18 protein-coding genes are annotated in these 19,421 nt (G+C 65.6%); 13 read left to right on the forward strand and 5 right to left on the reverse strand.

What is annotated here, in order from left to right; all coding sequences use genetic code 11:
- Positions 1 to 55 precede the first annotated feature (55 nt).
- From ACTHQS_RS15635 to ACTHQS_RS15665, 7 genes are all read left to right on the forward strand, one after another.
- Entirely contained in the window at positions 56 to 3,466 is a 3,411-nt protein-coding gene (locus ACTHQS_RS15635; protein WP_440170705.1) for a DEAD/DEAH box helicase family protein, read from the forward strand.
- A gap of 87 nt (positions 3,467 to 3,553) precedes the next feature.
- Complete coding sequence (locus ACTHQS_RS15640) at positions 3,554 to 4,312, forward strand: phosphatase PAP2 family protein (RefSeq protein WP_440170708.1); 759 nt, start codon at positions 3,554 to 3,556, stop codon at positions 4,310 to 4,312.
- Between the two features lie 9 nt (positions 4,313 to 4,321).
- Positions 4,322 to 4,972 (forward strand): DedA family protein, encoded by a 651-nt coding sequence (locus ACTHQS_RS15645; RefSeq protein ID WP_440170710.1) that lies wholly within the window; start codon positions 4,322 to 4,324, stop codon positions 4,970 to 4,972.
- Between the two features lie 42 nt (positions 4,973 to 5,014).
- Positions 5,015 to 5,722, forward strand: coding sequence for a FadR/GntR family transcriptional regulator (locus ACTHQS_RS15650; protein WP_440170712.1), 708 nt, complete (start codon positions 5,015 to 5,017; stop codon positions 5,720 to 5,722).
- Between the two features lie 30 nt (positions 5,723 to 5,752).
- Positions 5,753 to 6,817 carry an asparaginase gene (locus ACTHQS_RS15655; RefSeq protein WP_440170714.1) on the forward strand — a complete coding sequence of 355 codons (1,065 nt, stop codon included), beginning with the start codon at positions 5,753 to 5,755 and terminating at the stop codon, positions 6,815 to 6,817.
- 7 nt (positions 6,818 to 6,824) lie between these two features.
- Positions 6,825 to 8,246 carry an aspartate ammonia-lyase gene (locus tag ACTHQS_RS15660; protein WP_440170716.1) on the forward strand — a complete coding sequence of 474 codons (1,422 nt, stop codon included), beginning with the start codon at positions 6,825 to 6,827 and terminating at the stop codon, positions 8,244 to 8,246.
- A gap of 26 nt (positions 8,247 to 8,272) precedes the next feature.
- On the forward strand, positions 8,273 to 9,787 hold the full coding sequence (locus ACTHQS_RS15665; protein ID WP_440170719.1) for an amino acid permease: 1,515 nt from the start codon (positions 8,273 to 8,275) through the stop codon (positions 9,785 to 9,787).
- A gap of 87 nt (positions 9,788 to 9,874) precedes the next feature.
- Here ACTHQS_RS15665 and ggt read toward each other — a convergent pair whose 3' ends face one another.
- Positions 9,875 to 11,707, reverse strand: coding sequence for a gamma-glutamyltransferase (gene ggt, locus ACTHQS_RS15670; protein WP_440170721.1), 1,833 nt, complete (start codon positions 11,705 to 11,707; stop codon positions 9,875 to 9,877).
- An 85-nt stretch (positions 11,708 to 11,792) separates the two neighbouring features.
- On the opposite strand from ggt, the gene ACTHQS_RS15675 reads away from it, so the two are divergent.
- From ACTHQS_RS15675 to ACTHQS_RS15685, 3 genes are all read left to right on the forward strand, one after another.
- Positions 11,793 to 12,740 (forward strand): L-lactate dehydrogenase, encoded by a 948-nt coding sequence (locus ACTHQS_RS15675; RefSeq protein ID WP_440170723.1) that lies wholly within the window; start codon positions 11,793 to 11,795, stop codon positions 12,738 to 12,740.
- Positions 12,741 to 12,860: 120 nt separating this feature from the next.
- Positions 12,861 to 14,177, forward strand: a complete 1,317-nt coding sequence (locus ACTHQS_RS15680; RefSeq protein WP_440170725.1) for an ATP-binding protein — start codon at positions 12,861 to 12,863, stop codon at positions 14,175 to 14,177.
- Positions 14,178 to 14,229: 52 nt separating this feature from the next.
- A complete protein-coding gene (locus ACTHQS_RS15685; RefSeq protein ID WP_440170728.1) occupies positions 14,230 to 14,775 on the forward strand; it encodes a flavodoxin domain-containing protein in 546 nt (181 codons plus the stop codon).
- Here ACTHQS_RS15685 and gluQRS read toward each other — a convergent pair whose 3' ends face one another.
- A complete protein-coding gene (gene gluQRS, locus ACTHQS_RS15690; protein WP_440170730.1) occupies positions 14,776 to 15,657 on the reverse strand; it encodes a tRNA glutamyl-Q(34) synthetase GluQRS in 882 nt (293 codons plus the stop codon).
- Between the two features lie 324 nt (positions 15,658 to 15,981).
- On the opposite strand from gluQRS, the gene ACTHQS_RS15695 reads away from it, so the two are divergent.
- Positions 15,982 to 16,440, forward strand: coding sequence for an Lrp/AsnC family transcriptional regulator (locus ACTHQS_RS15695; protein ID WP_440170991.1), 459 nt, complete (start codon positions 15,982 to 15,984; stop codon positions 16,438 to 16,440).
- A gap of 13 nt (positions 16,441 to 16,453) precedes the next feature.
- Here ACTHQS_RS15695 and ACTHQS_RS15700 read toward each other — a convergent pair whose 3' ends face one another.
- Positions 16,454 to 16,909, reverse strand: coding sequence for an Lrp/AsnC family transcriptional regulator (locus ACTHQS_RS15700; RefSeq protein WP_440170732.1), 456 nt, complete (start codon positions 16,907 to 16,909; stop codon positions 16,454 to 16,456).
- A 106-nt stretch (positions 16,910 to 17,015) separates the two neighbouring features.
- Here ACTHQS_RS15700 and ACTHQS_RS15705 point away from each other — a divergent pair, with 106 nt between their 5' ends.
- Positions 17,016 to 17,669, forward strand: a complete 654-nt coding sequence (locus ACTHQS_RS15705; RefSeq protein WP_440170734.1) for a LysE family translocator — start codon at positions 17,016 to 17,018, stop codon at positions 17,667 to 17,669.
- On the opposite strand, the gene ACTHQS_RS15710 is transcribed toward ACTHQS_RS15705, so the two are convergent.
- On the reverse strand, positions 17,666 to 18,643 hold the full coding sequence (locus ACTHQS_RS15710; RefSeq protein ID WP_440170736.1) for a hypothetical protein: 978 nt from the start codon (positions 18,641 to 18,643) through the stop codon (positions 17,666 to 17,668). The genes ACTHQS_RS15705 and ACTHQS_RS15710 overlap by 4 nt on opposite strands.
- A gap of 94 nt (positions 18,644 to 18,737) precedes the next feature.
- On the opposite strand from ACTHQS_RS15710, the gene ACTHQS_RS15715 reads away from it, so the two are divergent.
- Positions 18,738 to 19,013 (forward strand): hypothetical protein, encoded by a 276-nt coding sequence (locus ACTHQS_RS15715; protein ID WP_440170738.1) that lies wholly within the window; start codon positions 18,738 to 18,740, stop codon positions 19,011 to 19,013.
- Between the two features lie 11 nt (positions 19,014 to 19,024).
- Here ACTHQS_RS15715 and ACTHQS_RS15720 read toward each other — a convergent pair whose 3' ends face one another.
- Positions 19,025 to 19,417, reverse strand: coding sequence for a nuclear transport factor 2 family protein (locus ACTHQS_RS15720; protein WP_440170741.1), 393 nt, complete (start codon positions 19,415 to 19,417; stop codon positions 19,025 to 19,027).
- Positions 19,418 to 19,421: the final 4 nt, after the last annotated feature.

The following is a 19,421-nucleotide window of genomic DNA, read 5'->3' on the forward strand; positions in this document are numbered from 1 at the left end:
CACATGGTTGACTGGTCCCAGAAGAACTTGGGGCGCATGATCGGAGACAAACTGCATGGGGGCAGTGAACAGCAACTTTGGCTTCCTGTTGGAGGACTGGCCGGAGCTGGCACAGCAAGCCCGCCGTTCCGAACAGTTTGCCCGGATTGATCCTCGCGCCTCTGTCTTCTACGCCCGGTACACCATCGAACGGATTGTCGAGTGGCTGTACAAGGTGGAGCCCACGCTCAGCCTCCCCTACAAAGAGGACCTCAACGCCCTACTCAGCGAGCCCGCGTTCAAGAATCTCGTCGGCAGCACAATCGGCAACAAGCTCACCATCATCCGCAAAGCCGGGAACAACGCCGTCCACAATGCCGTCTCTCCGACGCCGCAGGGTGCCGAACTTGTGCTGCGGGAACTGCACCATGCCTGCTACTGGCTTGCGAGGAACTATGCGAAGAACGGCAGCCAGCTGCCGCCGTCGCTGGCGTTCGACGCCGCACATCTCGCTCCGCCGCCGAAGGCTGCAGTCCTCCCGCAGCAGTCGCCGGAGCAACTGCAGGAGCTGGAAGCGCAGCTGAAGGCACGTGACGACGCGCTGGCCAAGGCCGCAGCCGAGTCCGAAAGCCTTGCTGCGCAGCTGGCTCAGCTCCAGGCCGAGGTAGCCGAGGCCAAGAAGCAGAACCAGGCCATCCCGGACCGCCACGACTACGACGAAGCGCTGACGCGCAGCCACCTGATTGATCTGGACCTGCACGAGGCCGGCTGGCCGCTGGACAACATCGAAGACCGCGAGTTCAGGGTCGACACCATGCCCACGTCCAGCGGAACCCTGACCGGCACCGGCTACGTTGACTACGTCCTGTGGGGAGCCGACGGCCTCCCGCTCGCGGTGGTGGAGGCAAAGCGGACCACCGTGGACCCGCACATCGGCAAGCAGCAGGCCAAGCTGTACGCTGACTGCTTGCAACGCCGGTACGGCCGCAGGCCTGTCATCTACTACACCTCCGGCTATGAGACCTGGATCTGGGATGACGAAATGTACCCGGAGAGGCCGGTCCAGGGATTCCATACCCGTGACCAGTTGCAGCTGTTGATCAACCGCCGGCAGACGCGGAAGCCCTTGGCGAGGCAGCAGATCGACGACGCCATCGTCGAACGCCCCTACCAGCACAATGCCATCCGCGCGGTCACCGAGGCCTACGAGACGGACTGCGAGCGCAAGGCCCTGGTGGTCATGGCGACGGGCACTGGCAAGACGCGAACCGTCGTCGCGCTTGCAAAGCTGCTGCAGGAGGCCAACTGGGCCAAGCGTGTCCTGTTCCTGGCGGACAGGGTTGCCCTGGTAAAACAAGCCGCCAACGCGTTCAAGACCCACCTCCCCGGCTCCGGACCCGTCATCCTTGGCGCCGGCGAAGATGGCGACAGCCGAATCCATGTGGCCACGTATCCCACGATGATGAACCTCATCAACCAGACCGAGGGAAAGTTGGGAAAGCGCAGGTTCGGCATTGGCCACTATGACCTCATTGTGGTGGATGAGGCGCACCGCTCGGTGTACCAGAAGTACCGCGCCATCTTTAGCTACTTCGATTCACTCCTGGTCGGCCTCACCGCCACGCCCCAGTCCGAAGTGGACCGCAACACCTACAGCCTTTTCGGAATCGAAGACAACGTCCCCACGTTCGCGTACGAGCTCAACGAAGCCATTGATGCGGGGTATCTCGTTCCACCGCGAGTGGTTCCGGTCCCGCTGAAGTTCCCCTACGAGGGGATTTCCTACGACGACCTTCCCGAAGTTGAAAAGGAGCATTGGGACGAACTTGAATGGGATGAGGAAGGCGAAATCCCGGACTCTGTGGACGCCAACGCCCTGAACTCCTGGCTCTTCAACGCCGACACTGTGGACAAGGCGCTGGAGGTCCTCATGACGCATGGCCACAAGGTCGCCGGCGGGGACCGGCTGGGCAAGACCATCATCTTCGCCAAGAACAACCTTCACGCCCAGTTCATCGAAGAACGTTTCGACAAGAACTACCCGCACCTGAAAGGCCACTTCGCCAGGGTCATCACCCACCAGGTCAAGTACGCCCAAAACCTGATTGATGCCTTTTCGGAGCGCGATAACAATCCGCATGTCGCAATCTCCGTGGACATGCTGGACACCGGCATCGACGTTCCCGAGGCCGTCAACCTTGTCTTCTTCAAAATGGTCCGGTCCAAGACCAAGTTCTGGCAGATGGTGGGCCGCGGCACCCGGCTTTGCCCCAACCTCTACGGTCCGGGCGAAGACAAGGAAGACTTCTTCATCTTCGACCTGTGCCGCAACGCGGAGTTCTTCAATGCGGGCATGGCGGGCAACGAGGGTTCAGTGGGAAAGTCCCTCGCAGAAAGCACCTTCACCACGCGAGTACAGCTTCTGCGGACGACGGCGGACCTCACCTGGGACGCGAAGGTCCCCTTCGTGATGGACCTAAGAAAGTCCCTGCAGCACACGGTTGACCGGCTCCCCCGCGACAACTTCCTGGTGAGGCCGGCACGCAAATGGGTGGACAGGTTCGCTGAGCCCGCGGCATGGGATGCATTGGATGTCGAAGACTTCGAGGCGTTGGAAACGCGCATCGCCAGGCTCGCGTCTATTGGCGCCCTACCTGATACCGAGGAGGCCAAGCGGTTCGACTTCCTCATGCTGCAAACCGAACTCGCGTCGCTCCAGGGCAAGTCACTGGGACCCTTCCGGGCCAAGGTCCAGGCAGTGGCCGCTGCCCTGCAGGACCAGCCAAACGTTCCGGCCATCGCTGCGCAACTCCAGCTGATCGAAGGAGTCCTGGACGACGAAGAGTGGAACTCGGTATCGGTGGAATGGCTGGAGGAGATCCGGCTCAAGCTGCGGGAATTGGTGCACCTTATCGAAAAGCGCCGCCGGAACGTTGTGTACACCAACTTCCAGGATGAACTGGGGGAGCTGGAAGAGATTGAGCTCACGGGTGCCAGCAACGGGCACGTGGATCTGGATCGGTACCGCGACAAGATCCGCCAGTACCTCCACCAGTATCAGGAGCATGCCTCCATCCAGCGCCTCCGCCGGAACAGGCAGCTGACCGCTTTGGACCTCTCCGAGCTCGAGAGGATCCTCCTCGAGAGCGGTCTGGGCTCCCCCGAGGATCTCAACCGTGCAGCCGCCGACGGACTCGGGCTCTACGTGCGGTCCCTTGTTGGCCTGGACCGCGACGCAGTGCAGGAAGCCCTGCAAGACTTCGTAGCCGGGACAACCCTGACATCACAGCAGCTCGACTTCCTGCAGGTCCTGACGAACCACCTTGTGGACAACGGCAGGGTGCCACCGTCCGCACTCTTCGATTCCCCCTACAACGAACTGGCACCCTCCGGACCGGATGTCCTCTTCGGGGACGAGAAGGTTGTCCAGTTGTTCACCATTCTCAGGGACATTGAAGGGCGGGCACGAGTGGTTCAGGCCGGCTAGGCAAAAAGTCCGAACTGTCAGGGATTTCCCAGCCACGCGAGCGCATACTCGTAGGTACCCTGACCGGCGAAAGAACCAGGCTGACCCTTGACGTCCCACACCAACCATTCCCCCGAGGCGGCATCCCCATCGGAGGCTGCAGCCGTACGCATGGCGGCCCTCCCCCAGCTGCGGCACTGGGTCGCCGTGCCGTGCACGGCGGCTGTCCTGATCGTGGCCGCGGGCCTGGCCCTGCGCTTCATTCCCGCACTGACGTCGGCGGACATGTCCGTGGATGCCGAGCTGAGCCATGACCACACCGCTCCGCTGACCGGGGTGGCCATGTTTATCAACGTGGTGTTCAGCCCGGCAGGCGGCGTCCTGATGATCGCGGCCCTGTGCTTGTACCTGCTGCTGGTGCGGCGCAGCCCCGTGAACGCGGTGGCAACGGGCCTGGTGGCGGCCGGGGGCTGGGTGAGCAGCGAACTGTTCAAGGTGCTGGTGGCCAGGCACCGGCCGGACTCCACCGCCCTGTTCAACCCCCTCATCCCCGAACCGGGAACGGACAGCTTCCCGAGCGGACACGTGGCACTGGCCTCGGCGCTGGCCATCGCCGTCTTCCTGCTGGCCCGGGGCACCCGGTGGCAGCGGCCCGCGGCCATCCTCGGGATTGTGGTGGCGGTCGCCGTCGCACTCTCGCGCGTCTACCTTGGCGTGCACTATCCGACCGATGTCACGGCGTCGTTCCTCACGGCTGCCACCGGCGCGGCGTTCCTGACCGGTTTGTGGAACCGGTTCGGCCTGGCGCTGCTGGCCCGCATACCGTTCCTGGCGAAGCTCGGCCCCGTCCCGGCGCCCCAAGCCTGATCCGCTGCCATGACGGGCTTCATTGACGGACTCCTGAACGTCAGCCCGCTCGTGGCGTACATCGCCGTCTTCTGCCTGGTCTTCGCCGAGGACGCACTGTTCGTCGGCTTCGTCATCCCCGGCGAAACCGCCGCCGTCCTGGGCGGAGTGGTTGCCAGTCGGGGAGAAGTGCACCTGGGCACCATGATGGCCCTGGTGGTGGGCGCCGCCATCATTAGCGACAGCGTGGGCTACGAGGTGGGCAAGCACCTGGGCAACCGGCTCATGAAGACACGGATGCTGGCCCGCCACTCCGGCAGGCTGGAAAACGCGCAGGACTTCCTCCGGCGCAGAGGCGGGTCCGCCGTATTCCTGGGCCGCTTCACCGCCTTCTTCCGTGCCGTCATGCCCGCCCTGGCCGGCACGTCCCGCATGCCCTACGGCCGCTTCATCGCCTACAACGCAGCGGGCGGCGTGGTGTGGGGCATCGGCTTCGTCCTGCTGGGCTTCCTCGCAGGAAACTCCTACGAGACCGTGGCCCAGGCAGTCGGCCGGGACCTCGCCGTCGTGATTGCCGCAGTGGCAGTGGCCGCACTCATCGCCTGGCACCTCCGCTCACGACGGCGGCAGCAGCGGCGGCGCGCGGCCAACCTGCGGCAGGACAGGGCCCCGAATTCCTAGGAAGGGTTTGACAGCAACTGTGACCAGTGCCATATTTAAAGCGTGAACCTGTCAGACAGCCGGACAGCAGGACAGCCTGCATTCCGTCCCCTTGCCCGGCTGAGCGCTGCCGAGGCGGTGTTCAACGCCATCCGCGGGGACATCGAGTCGGGCAGCATTCCGGTGGGGAGCAAACTCAGCTCGGAGGCCACCCTTTCGCAGCAGTACGGAGTGAGCCGCTCGGTGATCCGGGAAGCCCTGCGCTCCTGCACCGCCTTGGGCCTGACGGTCACCCGGACGGGCAAGGGCACGTTTGTCATTGCCAGCAAGGTGGCCAATGACCTGACCCTCGGCCAGTACTCCGCCCGCGACCTTACCGAAGCCCGTCCCCACATCGAAATTCCCGCCGCCGGACTGGCCGCAGAGCGTCGAACGGAGGAGGAACTGGACACCCTCCGCCACATCATGGGTGCCATGGCCACCGAAACGGATCCCGAATCCTGGGTAGCCCTGGACTCCACCTTCCACGCCACCATCGCCCGTGCCAGCGGCAACAAAGTGTTCGCAAGCGTCGTGGCTGACATCCGGGACGCGCTGGCGCATCAATCCGAGACGCTGAACATGGTGGCAGACCGCCAGCATGCTTCAGACATCGAGCACCAGCAAATCCTTGCCGCCATCGAGACCGGCTCCGCGGAAAAAGCCCGCGCCGCCATGGCCCACCATCTGGAAGCCGTAGGCGTGGCCCTCGACTCCATCCTCAACAGCTAGCAAGATCCAACCAACCCTCCCAAGGACCCCATGCCATCCCCCGTGTTTTCTGCTGCCCACACCGCTGCCCCGGCCGGGCTGTCCCTGCCGCAGCACACCCCGCTGGTCGCCGCCATCCGCGACGGCCTCGTGGAGAGTGTCCACTACGGCTCCGCACTTGCCCTCGCGGCTGACGGCTCAGTGGCGGCGACGGCAGGGGACCCCCTGGCACCGTTCTACCCCCGCTCCGCACTCAAACCCCTCCAGGCAGTGGCCATGGTCCGCGCCGGCCTTGAACTTCCCGCCGACCTCCTGGCACTGGCCGCCGCGAGCCACTCGGGTGCTGCCGTCCACCGGGACGGCGCCCTGCGCATCCTCGAACTGCACGGGCTCGCCCCCACCGACCTGGAAAACAGCACGGACCTGCCCTACGGCACCACGGAGCGGGAAGACTGGCTCCGCACCGGCGGCAGCGCTACGCAGATCACGCAGAACTGCTCCGGGAAGCACGCTGCAATGGTGGCCACCTGCAAGATCAACGGCTGGCCCGTGCAGGGCTACTTGGATCCCTCCCACCCGCTCCAGCAGCTTGTGGCGCAAACGGTTATCGGCCTGACCGGAGAGGAGCCGGCCGCCGTCAGCACTGACGGCTGCGGTACCCCTTTGTTTGCCCTCACGCTGCGCGGGATGGCCCGCGCTTTCGGCCGGATCGCCCAGGCGGCCGCGGCCTCCTGGGAAGGAAAGCTCGACGGCGGCAGCCCGGAAGCCGCCGTCGGGCTCGCCATGCAGCAGCACCCGGAGATGGTGGCCGGCGAGGGCCGCGACGTCACCGAGCTGATGCGCCTGCTGCCCGGCGCCGTGGCCAAGGACGGCTTTGAGGGCGTGCAGCTGGTGGGCCTGCCCGACGGCAGCGCCGTTGCCGTCAAGATTTCCGACGGCGGCGACCGCGCCCGGATGCCCGCCACCGTCCGCCTGCTGGAGGCGCTGGATGTGGACACGGAGCCGCTCGCCGGCATCGCCACGGCCCCGGTGCTGGGCGGCGGCCACGAGGTGGGCCGGCTGCTGGCCACCGACTTTCTGAATCACCTGTCCGCACCCGTCAACGAAGCCCTGTAAGGACACCATGACTGCCACCCAAACCGCCGCACCCGCCCAGGTCCGGTCCGAACACGACCTGCTCGGCGACCGGGACGTGCCTGCGCACGCCTACTGGGGCGTGCACACGCTTCGCGCCGTGGAGAACTTCCCCATCACCGGCCAGAAGCTGTCCTCCAACATGCACCTGGTCCGCGGGCTTGCCGCGGTGAAACTGGCCGCCGCCCGCACCAACCGCGAACTCGGCCTGCTGGATGCCGAACGCGCCGATGCGATCGAGCAGGCATGCCAGGATGTCATGGCCGGACGCCTTGCCGACCAGTTTGTGGTGGACGTGGTCCAGGGCGGTGCCGGGACATCGTCGAACATGAACGCCAACGAGGTCATCGCCAACCGCGCCCTGGAAATCCTTGGTCACCCCAAGGGCGACTACGCGCGGCTGCACCCGAACGACCACGTCAACCTCAGCCAGTCCACCAACGACGTCTACCCCACCGCCGTCAAGCTGGGCACCATCTTCGCCGCCCGGGAACTGCTGGCAGCACTCGAGGAACTTGAGGATGCCTGCGCCGCGAAGGCCATGGAATTCCGCACGGTGGTGAAGATGGGCCGCACCCAGCTGCAGGACGCCGTGCCCATGACCCTGGGCCAGGAGTTCGGCAGCTACGCCGTCACCATCGGCGAGGACCGGCTGCGCCTTGCCGAAGCCGAACTGCTGATCCACGAAATCAACCTCGGCGCCACCGCCATCGGCACCGGGCTGAACGCCCCTGCCGGCTACGCCGATACAGCCTGCCGGCACCTGGCGGAGATCACCGGACTCCCGCTGGTGACCGCCGTCGACCTCATCGAGGCCACCCAGGACGTGGGCGCGTTCGTGCACCTGTCCGGCGTGCTCAAGCGCGTGGCGGTCAAGTTGTCCAAGATCTGCAACGACCTCCGCCTGCTCTCCTCCGGCCCGCGCGCCGGCTTCGGCGAAATCAACCTGCCGGCCGTCCAGTCCGGGTCCTCCATCATGCCCGGCAAGATCAACCCGGTCATCCCGGAGGTGGTCTCCCAGGTGGCCTACGAGGTGATCGGCAACGACGTCACCATCACCATGGCTGCCGAGGCCGGGCAGCTGCAGCTCAACGCCTTCGAACCGATCATCGTCCACAGCCTCCACAAGAGCATTTCCCACCTCGAGGCAGCCTGCCGCACCCTTACGGCCCGCTGCATCCAGGGAATCACCGCCAACACCGACCACCTGCGCCGCACCGTGGAGCAATCCATCGGCCTGGTCACCGCCCTGAATCCCCACCTCGGCTATGCCACCGCCACCGCCATCGCGCAGGAAGCACTTGCCACCGGCAAGGGCGTGGCCGAGCTCGTCCTGGAACACGGGCTCCTCACCGATGCCCAGCTCCAGGAACTCCTCAGCCCCGAACGCCTGGCAAACCTCAGCAAGTAGTCCCTACATCCCCCAAAGGACACCCCATGACAAATACCCCGCTTCCTGACCACTTGATTGACGGTGGCCACGCGCATGCGTCAGAGACCTCCCTGCACGCGGAGGACAAGGGTTACCACAAGAACCTCAAGCCACGGCAGATCCAGATGATCGCGATCGGCGGTGCGATCGGTACCGGCCTGTTCCTGGGCGCCGGCGGCCGGTTGAACGCCGCGGGCCCGTCCCTGGTCATCGCCTACGCCGTCTGTGGCTTCTTCGCGTTCCTGATCCTCCGCGCCCTGGGTGAACTGGTCCTGCACCGCCCCTCGTCCGGTTCGTTCGTCTCCTACGCCCGCGAATTCTTCGGCGAAAAAGCCGCGTTCGTCTCCGGCTGGTTCTACTGGATCAACTGGGCCACCACCACCATCGTGGACATCACCGCCGCCGCCCTCTACATGCACTTCTTCGGCAACTACGTCCCCTGGATGGCCGACGTCCCGCAGTGGGCCTGGGCACTGACCGCCCTCATCGTGGTCCTCGCCCTGAACCTCGTCTCGGTGAAGGTCTTCGGCGAAATGGAATTCTGGTTCGCCCTCATCAAGGTCGCCGCCCTGGTCGCGTTCCTGATCATCGGCACCTACTTCGTCATCTTCGGCACCCCCGTTGACGGCCAGCAGGTCGGCATCAACCTCCTCTCGGACAACGGCGGCATCTTCCCCAACGGCCTGCTGCCCATGATCATCCTCATGCAGGGCGTCCTGTTCGCCTACGCCTCGATCGAACTGGTGGGCACCGCCGCTGGCGAAACCGAGAACCCCGAAAAGATCATGCCCAAGGCCATCAACTCCGTGGTCTTCCGCATCGCCGTGTTCTACGTCGGCTCGGTGATCCTGCTGGCCCTGCTTCTGCCGTTCACGTCCTACCAGAAGGGCGTCAGCCCCTTCGTGACGTTCTTCGGCTCCATCGGGGTGCAGGGCGTGGACGTCATCATGAACCTCGTCGTCCTCACCGCCGCCCTGTCCTCGCTGAACGCCGGGCTCTACTCCACCGGACGCATCCTGCGCTCCATGTCCGTCAACGGCTCCGCCCCCAAATTCGCCTCCCGGATGAACAAAGCAGGTGTCCCCTACGGCGGCATCGCCATCACCGCCGTAGTGTCCCTGCTGGGTGTTCCGCTGAACTACCTGGTTCCGGCCCAGGCGTTCGAGATCGTGTTGAACATCGCCTCGGTGGGCATCATCATGACCTGGGCCACCATCGTGCTGTGCCAGATCCAGCTCAAACGCTGGGCCGACAAAGGCTGGGTGGAGCGCCCCTCCTTCAGGATGTTCGGCGCCCCCTACACCGGCTACCTGTCGCTGGTCTTCCTGGTGGGCGTCCTGGTCATGGTCTTCATCGACTCCCCCCTGACCATGCTCGTCACCGCCATCGCCTCCATCCTCATGGTCGTTGGCTGGTACGCCTGCCGCCACCGCATCCGCGAAATCGCCGAAACCCGCGAAGGCTTCACCGGAACGTCGCCCGTGGTCGCCAACGCACCGGCTGACACCTTCAAGAAGTAGCTGGGCTTAACGTCCGACGGCGGCACTTGGGTTCTTTTGCTGAAGAACCCAGGTGCCGCCGTCGGGTTTAACGGCAGTTCCTGCCCGTCACTTGGACAGCTTGACCACCATGGCGGAGCCGCCGCCGCGCCTCACCGGCTCAGCGGCAGCCAGCACCCGCCCGTCCTCAAGGAACTCGATGGCCGTGGCTGCCCCGATCTCCGCAGCGGACGTGAACGAGTCACCCGACTTTGCCAGCGTGTGACCAAACCGGGAAGTCAACTCAGCGCCGTACTTGTCGATGAATGCCGGCTCGGCAGTGACGCTGGCAGTGTTCCGTTGGGACGCACGGGGAGCCGCAATGGCGTCCGGAGTGCTCATCCCCAGGTCAATGCGGTTGACCAGGGTCTGCAGAACCGTGGTGATGATGGTGGAGCCACCCGGGGAGCCCAACGCCAGGAAGGGCTTGCCGTCCTCCAGGAGGATGGTGGGCGACATGGACGACCGCGGCCGCTTGCCCGGCTCGATCCGGTTGGGGTCCGTGGCGCTGTAGACCGTCGAGAAGTCCGTGAGCTCGTTGTTGAGCAGGAACCCGCGGCCGGGAACAACCATGCCGGAACCGCCGGTCTGCTCAATGGTCAGCGTGTACTCCACCACGTTGCCCCACTTGTCCGAGACCGTCATGTTGGTGGTGGAGATGTTCTCCGTGTCCTTCTCATCGGCGGCAGAAGCGGGATCCACCGGGCAGGAGCCGTCGTAGGAGGAGACATCGCCAGCCGTCTTCAAGGGCTTGGGAGCTGCCGTCAGGGGGTCCAGTTCACAGGCCCGTTCCTTGCCGAAGATGGGATCAGTCAGAGCCTTGGTAGGCACTTTTACAAAGGCCGGATCACCTACGTACTTCGCACGGTCCGCGAAGGCCAGGGCGCTGGCCTCGAGGTAGTGGTGCAGTACGGCCGGCTCGTCCTTCAATGCCGGCAGGTCAAACACGTCCAGAATGTTCAGCGACTCGCCCACGGTGGTCCCGCCGCTGCTGGAGGGTGCCATGCCGTAGACGTCATAGCCGCGGTAGTTTACGTGCGTCGGCTTCTGCTCCACGACCTTGTAGTGCTCCAGGTCCTCCTCGGTCATGGAGCCGACGGGGACGGGGAGCGCTGTGTCCGAAGACTTGGGCGGGTTCTGGACGGTCTTGGCGATTTCCTTCGCCAGCGGTCCGTCATAGAACGCGTCCATGCCCTTGTCGGCTAGAAGCCGGTAGGTGTTTGCAAGGTCCGGGTTCTTGAAAATAGAGCCCTCTGCGGGAAGCTGCCCACCGGGGAGGTACAGGTCCTTGGTGGACGTAAATGCTGCGAACCGTTTCTGGTTGTCTTCCGTCTGCTGACGGAAGGTCGTGTCTACCACGAAACCGCGGTCAGCGACCTCGATGGCAGGCTCCAGGGCATCCTCCAGACTGAAGCTGCCCCAACGCTTCAACGCGCGCTCCCAGGTGGCGGGCGTACCGGGAACACCTACAGAGACACCGCTGGTGACGAGCTCCGGCGTGAACCGGTACGGCTCGCCGGTGGCAGGATCGATGAACGCATCCTGCTTGATCCCTGCCGGCGCGGTTTCCCGGCCGTCAATGGTGCTGACCTTCTTGTTCTTCGCGTCGTAGTAAACGAAGTAGCCGCCACCGCCGATTCCGGCGCTGTAGGGCTCAGTGACGCCAAGGGTGGCTGCGGCGGCGACGGCCGCGTCCACTGCGTTTCCGCCCTTGCGGAGGACTTCGATGGCTGCCGCTGATGCTTCCGGGTCCACCGTGCTGACCGCGCCACCATAGCCGGTGGCTGTGGGGTCCTTGTCTGTATGGCGGGGATCGGCCGAAGCGGGGCTGATGGCCCCGGTGGTAACGCTCATCGCCAGTGCCGCAGTAACAGCTGCGAGCCGGCGTCCGAAATGTGGCATGGTGGCTCCTAGGGATGTCGAGTGATGTGGGCCACGCTACTCTTCGGGTAGGACACACTCAACGAATCCGGGAAGGAGGGACTCCGTGCCAGGATCCAAACTCGCGGTGGTGGGTGCCGGGAGCGTCGGCACCTCGCTGGCGTACGCGGCATTGATCCGTGGCTCCGCCAGCAACATCGCCTTGTTCGATGCCAACGCGCCCAAGGCCGAGGCGGAAGCCCTGGACCTCGCCCACGGCAGCCAGTTCGCCGCAGCCTCGGCTACCGTCACAGGAGGCGGGGATATCGCCGTGACGGAAGGCGCCGACGTCGTGGTCATCACGGCTGGTGCCAAACAGAACCCCGGCCAGAGCCGGCTGGACCTGGCCGGCACCAATGTGCGGATCCTGGAACAGCTGATGCCGCCGCTGCTTGAGCGGGCACCGGACGCCGTCTACGTCCTGGTGACCAACCCGTGCGACGTCCTGACCGTGGCGGCCCAGCGCATCTCAGGGTTGCCTCCGGAACGGATCTTCTCCTCCGGCACGGTGCTGGATACGTCCCGGCTGCGCTGGCTGCTGGCCCGCCGGGCAGGGGTTTCGGTCACCAGCGTCCACGCCAGCATGGTGGGCGAGCACGGCGACACGGAGTTCCCGCTCTGGTCCGGCGCCACCATTGGCCCGGTGCCGATCCGCGAGTGGACAGAAGGCGGCGAGCGGATCTTCATGCCCGAATACCTCGCCGACACTGCCAGGGAAGTGGTGCAGGCCGCCTACAAGGTCATCGCCGGCAAGGGGGCCACGAACTACGCCATCGGCCTCTCCGGTGCCCGCATTGTGGAGGCCCTGCTCCGCGACGACAACGCCGTCCTTCCGGTCTCCACGGTCCTGTCGGGGCTTCACGGGATCTCCGGGGTTGCCCTGTCCCTGCCCAGCGTGGTGGGCCGCGGCGGCGTGCACCGCGTCCTGGAAACACCCATGGACGACGGCGAGCTGGCGGCTTTGCGGCATTCCGCGGACACCCTGCGCAACACCATGGACGCGCTGGGGCTCTGAGAAGGCGTCATGCAACGCCGCGGCAACCCTCCCGGTGGCGTGTTCGCATAAGCTCAGTTCCACGTGCCAAATGCTGACTCGTACACGGCTGGCTCAACGACGAACCAACAGGAGTGACCCATGACCAACTGGCGGATCAGGGATTTCCATTCGGCCGACCTGGACGGCATCCTGCACCTGTGGGAGACGCTGAAGGCCAACAACGTCGAACCCGTCTATGCCCTGTCCGAAGTCCTGGCTTCCTGCGAAAAGGACCATGCCGTAGTGGCCGTCCAGGGTGATCAGGTGGTGGGTGCCGCCGTCGGACGCGCCGCCCACGACCAGGGCTGGATCGTCTTCCTGGCCACCCTTCCCGAGTACCGCGGCCGCGGAATCGGCACCTCGCTGCTCGCCTCCGTCGAAAACCGCATGGCCCCGCACGGCCTGAACAAACTCTCGGCCCTGATGCCGGAATCCGAAACCCGGGTGGAGGCGTTCCTGGGCCGCGGCTTCGCGCTCAAGAAGAACCTCCGCTACTTCGAACGCACCATCCCGGTGCAGCGCCAGGAGCTCGGCGCGCTCGGCCAGCTCGGCGGCCGCGTCCTGGCACGCGACCTGTGGGAAAACGTGGCCGGCATGCGCAAGGAAAAGGAACTGCTCGAACGCCGCCTGGTGCTTCCGCTCGCCGAGGCGGACCTGGCCGATGAATTCGGCGTGGTGCCGCCGCGCGCCGTCGTTCTCTTTGGTCCGCCCGGCACCGGCAAGACCACCTTCGCCAAGGCCATCGCCTCCCGGCTCGAATGGCCGTTCGTGGAAGTGTTCCCCTCCCGCCTGGCCGGCGATCCCCAGGGACTGGCCGGCGCGCTGCGCGAAACCTTCCTGGAAATCGCCGAGCTGGAGCACGCCGTGGTGTTCATTGACGAGGTGGAGGAGATCGCCTCCCAGCGTGCCGGGGATCCGCCGTCGCCGCTGCAGGGCGTAACCAACGAGCTGCTCAAGATCATTCCGGCGTTCCGCGAACAACCCGGCAGGCTCCTGGTCTGCGCCACGAACTTCATCCGCGCCCTGGACTCGGCCTTCCTGCGACACGGCCGGTTCGACTACGTCATCCCCATCGGACTGCCGGACCGGCAGGCCCGTGAAGCCATGTGGCAGCGGTTCATCCCTGCCGCGGTGGTGGACGCGGTGGACGTGGAGCTCCTGGTGGAACGGACCCAGGGCTTCTCCCCCGCCGATATTGAGTACGCCGCCCGCAGCGCATCCCAGCGCGCACTGGAAAAAGCCGTGTACGACGACGGCGGGCTGGCCTCGGGCGGCGACGTGTCGGTCCGCGAGGCGGTCCGGAAAGGTCCCTCCACCCAGGACTACCTCGACGCCATCGGTGATACCCGGACCACCGTGAGTCCCGAGGTCCAAGCCGATTTCCTCGAGGACATCGAGGCGCTGGGGCGGGTCTAGCTGGGACCTTTGCCCCTGTGCGGTGTCCTGCCGGGACGCCAGAGTGGTGTGCATGGCAAAGATTCTGATCCCCTACGGGACCACCGAGGGCCAGACGGCCCGGATCGCCGACTACATCTCCGATGTGCTGCAAGCCCACGGCCATGAGGCGGAGACGTTGGACCTCAAGCACGCAGACCACGACCTTCCGGACGGCTACGACGGCGTCATCGTGGGCGCTTCCATCCACGCCGGAAAACACGAAGGGTACGTCGCGGACTTTGTCCGCAGGAACCGGGAGGCGCTGGAGAAACTGCACGCTGCCCTGTTTTCCGTCAGCATGTCCGCCGACGCAGACCCGGAAGAAGCACAGAAGTACGTTGCCGAGTTCGAGGACGCAACCGGCTGGCGCCCGGCAAAGGTGGCGTTGTTCGGCGGCGCACTCCTTTACACGGAGTACGGGTTCCTCAAGCGCATGCTGATGAAGAAGATCGTCAGCAGCCAAGGCAGCACGGACACCGATACCGGCCGCGACTACATCTACACCGAGTGGGACGGCGTGCGGCGGTTCGCGGAGGAATTCGTGGCTGATCTCGAGCGCAAACCGGCCGGGGAGTAGTCAGCTTCCAGGCCAGACCCACGGTTCCCGGGGCAGGGCGGCGGGCTGGAACGCCTGCAGCGCCTGGTCGAGCGTTCCGCCCGGCAGGCCAACGGAGGCAAGCAGCCTGTCCCGGACCTCCTCCACCGGCACCCCGGCTTTGGCCAGGTCCGTGAGCGTCACCGCCCCATCGCGCTTGGCCAGCCGCGCGCCGTCGTGGTTCACCACCAGGGGAACATGCGCATATTCCGGGGTGGGAATATTCAAAAGGGACGCGAGGTAGGCCTGCCGCGGCGTGGACGGGAGCAAGTCATCACCCCGAACTACCTGGTCTATCCCCTGCTCGGCATCGTCCACCACCACGGCGAGGTTGTAGGCTGTGACGCCATCGTTGCGCCGCAGCACAAAGTCGTCCACCACGCCGGTGAACCGGCCATGGAGGACGTCGTTGACGGTGAACTCCGCAACCCCGGCGCGCAGCCGGAGGGCCGAGGGCCGGATGGAGCGCTTGAACTCCAGTTCAGCGCGGTCCAGGTTGCGGCAGGTCCCGGGGTAGGCGCCCTGCGGGGCGTGGGGTGCCGACGCCGCCTCCTGGATCTCGCGGCGCGTGCAGAAGCACTCATACGTCAGGTCCGCCTCCTGAAGGCGGGCAATCGCCCCAGCGTAGAGGGGGCCGCGGGCCGTCTGCCGGACCGCGTCACCGTCCCAGGTGACACCCACGGCGGCCAGGTCACGCAATTGCACGGCTTCCGCTCCCGCGCGGGCACGGTCAAGGTCCTCCACCCGCAGCAGGAACGTCCGGCCGGTGGAGCGGGCGAAGAGCCAGGCAAGGATGGCGGTGCGCAGGTTCCCGACATGCAGTTCGCCGGAAGGGCTGGGGGCGAAGCGGCCTGCGGAGGTCATATACCCACCCTAGACCGAACAACACAAGAGCCCCTCAGCTACCGATGACTGCGGAATTCCGACGTCGGTAGCTCAGGGGCTCTTGCCGTGTTTGCAGAGTGAGCATGGTGTGAACAAGCCTCAATCAGCGGCGGCCTCCTTGCGGGAAGCGGTGTCCAGGGGCCGGGTGGTGTTCCGGGGATCCTGTAGCCTGCGGGGCCAGCGGTAGCTTTTGCCCTTGTTGCCACTATTTCAGCAGACCTCATACAGTTGGAACAACAAGCAGGACTTGAATTAGTCATTCTGGTCAATTCGTGACAGTAAAGCAGGCAGGAAGTGATCAGATTGCAGGAACTGGACGCCACGGACAAGCGCATCCTGAACGCCTTGGACGAAGACCCGCGCATCCCGGTCATGGTGCTGGCGCAGAAGCTGGGCCTGGCCCGCGGGACTGTGCAGTCGCGGATGGAGCGGATGGCGGCATCAGGTGCCCTGCGCCCCAACAGCAGCCGAGTGCTGCCATCGGCCCTTGGCCGCGGCGTCGCCGCAGCCGTGAGCGCGGAACTGGACCAGAGCCACCTGAACGAGGCCATCGCCGCACTGCGCAAGATCCCCGAAGTCCTGGAGTGCCACGCACCGGCCGGGGATACCGACCTCCTCATCCGCGTGGTTGCCAAAAGCCCGGACGACCTCTACCGAGTCTCAGAGGAGATCCGCCTCTGCCCCGGCATTGTCCGCACGTCCACCAGCATGTTCCTGCGCGAGGTCATCCCGTACCGCACCACCGGCCTGCTCGCTGAATAGCCGCCGGCAGCCCCTACACTGGCGGGCCCGCGTTGGATTTCAGGTTCTTCATGACCAGCGTTGAGGTCAACCGTTCCACGCCGGGCAAGGACGTGAGTTCGGTGTCGTAGAAGCGCTGGTAGGCAGGGAGGTCTGCGGCGATGATCTTGAGCAGGTAGTCCGGCGAACCGAAAAGCCGTTGCGCCTCGATGACGTTGGGATTCTCCGCCACCCGGGTTTCAAAGATCTCCATGGTGGACCTGTCCACCTGGCGGAGCGTGACGAAAACGATCGCCTCGAAGCCCAGCCCCACGGCAGCGGGGTCAACGTCCGCCCTGTACCCGCGGATGACGCGGGACTGCTCCAGTTCCCGCAGCCGACGGTGGCACGGTGCCACCGTCAATCCCACCTTTGCGGCGAGGGCGGTGGCTGTCATCCGGCCGTCCTCCTGGAGGTGGCGCAAAATATTTCTATCAATTCGATCCAGCACGCAATAAATATACTGTGCGGACAGCGGGGCGGGCGAAAACAGGACAGCACTTTTGGCCCGATTCTCCCTATGGTTGCTCCTGAGAGCCCTTCGACAGGAGAAACCCATGAATCCGCAGCTGTTCCTGGCCTTCCTGGTGGTGGCCGCAGCCCTGGCCTGCACGCCTGGAGTGGACTGGGCCTACACCATCGCTGCCGGTCTCCGGCAGCGCAGTTTCGTCCCCGCAGTCGCAGGGCTCTGCGGTGGCTACGTCCTCCATACCGCCCTGCTGGTGGCAGGCCTGGCTGCGGTGCTGGCCGGAACGCCCGGAGTCCTGGGCTGGATCACCCTGGCAGGCGCAGGCTACCTGCTGTGGCTCGGCGTGGGAACGCTGCGGTCATGGCGCGCCGCCAGCTTCAGTGCGGATGCCGCCGTCGGTCCCGGAACACAGCTGCGCACCTTCCTGCAGGGCATGGGCACCAGCGGCATCAACCCCAAGGGCTTGCTGTTCTACGTTGCCCTCATTCCGCAGTTCGTGAGCACCGACGCCTCGCTGCCAGTGCCGGTGCAGTCGGGCCTCCTGGGGATGACGTTCGTAGCGCTGGCGGGCCTGGTCTACACAGTGGTGGCCCTGCTGTCGCGCACGCTGCTGCAGAGCAGGCCCGGGGCAGCGCGTGCGGTGACGCTGGCCAGCGGCATCATCATGGTGGCGCTGGGGACCGTGCTGCTCGGCGAGCAGCTGCTGCCCTTCCTGGCCGGCCACGCCCAGCCAGGGTCCTAGTCCCCGCTGAGCTCCTTCCAGTCCTGCTCCCAGATCCGCCGCATCTCCTCGTCCTTGCGGATGGGAGCCGGCGCTTCAAGTTCCCGCTGTGGTTCCGCATCCCCGCGCCGGCGTCCCCAATCGCGCGGGTTGAGGGACCGGCGGCTTGATTCCAACACCAGCAGCGCCCGGTCCGTCAAGGCGTCGTTTCGCAGCGCAAGGTGCGTCTTGCGGCGGCGCAGGACTTCGGCGACCGCCTGGTGCGCCGCGTCCAGCCGGCCTTCCCTGCGCAGGGCCCGGGCGCGGACCAGCAACAGGGCAGCGGAGAGATCGTCCGCATTCAGCAACCCCTCCGTCCAGTCGATGACGGTGCGGCTGCGGCCAAGGCTGAGGGCCAGGGAGCAGCGCGCCAGGGCCATGGGAAGCGACGGCGGCAGCCCCGTCAGGGCGTCGAGCGCGGCTTCCGTGCGGCCGGTCTCGCGCAACGAGTGGGCCAGGGCAAGGAACACCGATTCCTCGCTGAACAGCACGGGGATTTCCACCCGCTCGGCCAGTTCGATCCGGGTGACGATCCGCGTGAGGTAGGTGGAGGAGTAGCGGTTCGCTTCGTCATCATTCCTGGTGGTCAGCCCGCGCTGGAGGAGTTCGGAAGCGCGGAGGTAGCCGCCGTGCTTGTACACCAGCAGCCCGGCCATCAGGTAGCAGAGCCCGGCCCATCCCGGGTAGGCGCGCGCCAGGGTGATCAGGCGCTCCGGCTCGCGGCTGGTAAACACCGCTTCATGCACCACTTTGGCAGGTTTGGGCATCAGCCGCTTGAGCCGGGGCACCTCGCCGTCGATGTACAGCAGCGCGGGGTTGCGCCCACCCAGGACGCCGGTCAGCAGGCCGCCCACTCCCCCGGCGAGGTCGTGGACAGGGGTGCGCAGCTGGGCCGGCCCGAAAGGGGTGAGGTCGCGGCTGTCCCAGTAAATCCGTGCAGTCTCCCCGGCGCTCATCTTTCCATGCTAACCGTGAGCACACTGCCCCGTCCCCGGGAGTTGAACACGCACCAAGGCCAGGGGCTTGTCCCCGGCACCATATTCAGGAAGGGTGGCAAGCACCCTTATCAAGATGATTTCCGGCAAGGAGAAACCCATGCAGATCGACAAGAACCAGATCCTTGAACTCCTGCGTTCACAGGGAGACCAGGACAAAGCCGCGCAGGCAGAATCGGAACTTCCGGACCAGGTGGACACCGAACAGCACGTGGGCCTGCTCTCCAAACTTGGCATTAACCCGGCAGAACTGCTCTCCAGGCTTCCCGGCGGACTCGGCGACAAACTTCCCGGTGGCCTGGGCGACAAGCTCGGCGGGCTGGGGCTCTAAGAGCCGGGAGGTCAACTCCTGGCCATGAACCATTCGGTAAAGGCGGCGGCCCGGCCGGACCCGTCAAACCTGATAACCCACAGGTTGTCATACGTGGGCCGGCCGCCCGAGTAGGAGGTGACGCCCTGGACAAAGGCGGTGTTGCCGTCGCATCCAAGCAGCTCCCAGCTGAACGTCCAGTCCGCTGGCTCGTCGCGTGCGGCGAGCCAGCCGTCGACGATACCCTCCTGGCCCCGCCAGGGTTCCGGATCGTGGGGACGGGTTTCATACAGCGCATCAGGGGCGAAAAGGGCCCGGATGTCGTCGGCGCCGTTGCTGGTCCATGCCGCCTGGTACTTTTCCATCCAGGCGCGGACGTATTCCCTTGCTGAAGCAGGGTCCTTTGCTGAAGGTGGCTGAGTCATCTTT

It is taken from the genome of Arthrobacter sp. SAFR-044, assembly GCF_051965175.1.
Taxonomy (GTDB): Bacteria; Actinomycetota; Actinomycetes; order Actinomycetales; family Micrococcaceae; genus Arthrobacter.

Excerpts from the sequence above, each read along its gene's own strand:
- ACTHQS_RS15705 (WP_440170734.1), top strand. The coding sequence starts at position 17,016 with ATGAATCCGCAGCTGTTCCTGGCCTTCCTGGTGGTGGCCGCAGCCCTG.
- ACTHQS_RS15680 (WP_440170725.1), top strand. The coding sequence starts at position 12,861 with ATGACCAACTGGCGGATCAGGGATTTCCATTCGGCCGACCTGGACGGC.
- ACTHQS_RS15665 (WP_440170719.1), top strand. The coding sequence starts at position 8,273 with ATGACAAATACCCCGCTTCCTGACCACTTGATTGACGGTGGCCACGCG.
- ACTHQS_RS15720 (WP_440170741.1), bottom strand. The coding sequence starts at position 19,417 with ATGACTCAGCCACCTTCAGCAAAGGACCCTGCTTCAGCAAGGGAATAC.
- ACTHQS_RS15710 (WP_440170736.1), bottom strand. The coding sequence starts at position 18,643 with ATGAGCGCCGGGGAGACTGCACGGATTTACTGGGACAGCCGCGACCTC.
- ACTHQS_RS15660 (WP_440170716.1), top strand. The coding sequence starts at position 6,825 with ATGACTGCCACCCAAACCGCCGCACCCGCCCAGGTCCGGTCCGAACAC.
- ACTHQS_RS15655 (WP_440170714.1), top strand. The coding sequence starts at position 5,753 with ATGCCATCCCCCGTGTTTTCTGCTGCCCACACCGCTGCCCCGGCCGGG.
- ACTHQS_RS15645 (WP_440170710.1), top strand. The coding sequence starts at position 4,322 with ATGACGGGCTTCATTGACGGACTCCTGAACGTCAGCCCGCTCGTGGCG.
- ggt (WP_440170721.1), bottom strand. The coding sequence starts at position 11,707 with ATGCCACATTTCGGACGCCGGCTCGCAGCTGTTACTGCGGCACTGGCG.
- ACTHQS_RS15635 (WP_440170705.1), top strand. The coding sequence starts at position 56 with ATGGGGGCAGTGAACAGCAACTTTGGCTTCCTGTTGGAGGACTGGCCG.
- ACTHQS_RS15685 (WP_440170728.1), top strand. The coding sequence starts at position 14,230 with ATGGCAAAGATTCTGATCCCCTACGGGACCACCGAGGGCCAGACGGCC.
- gluQRS (WP_440170730.1), bottom strand. The coding sequence starts at position 15,657 with ATGACCTCCGCAGGCCGCTTCGCCCCCAGCCCTTCCGGCGAACTGCAT.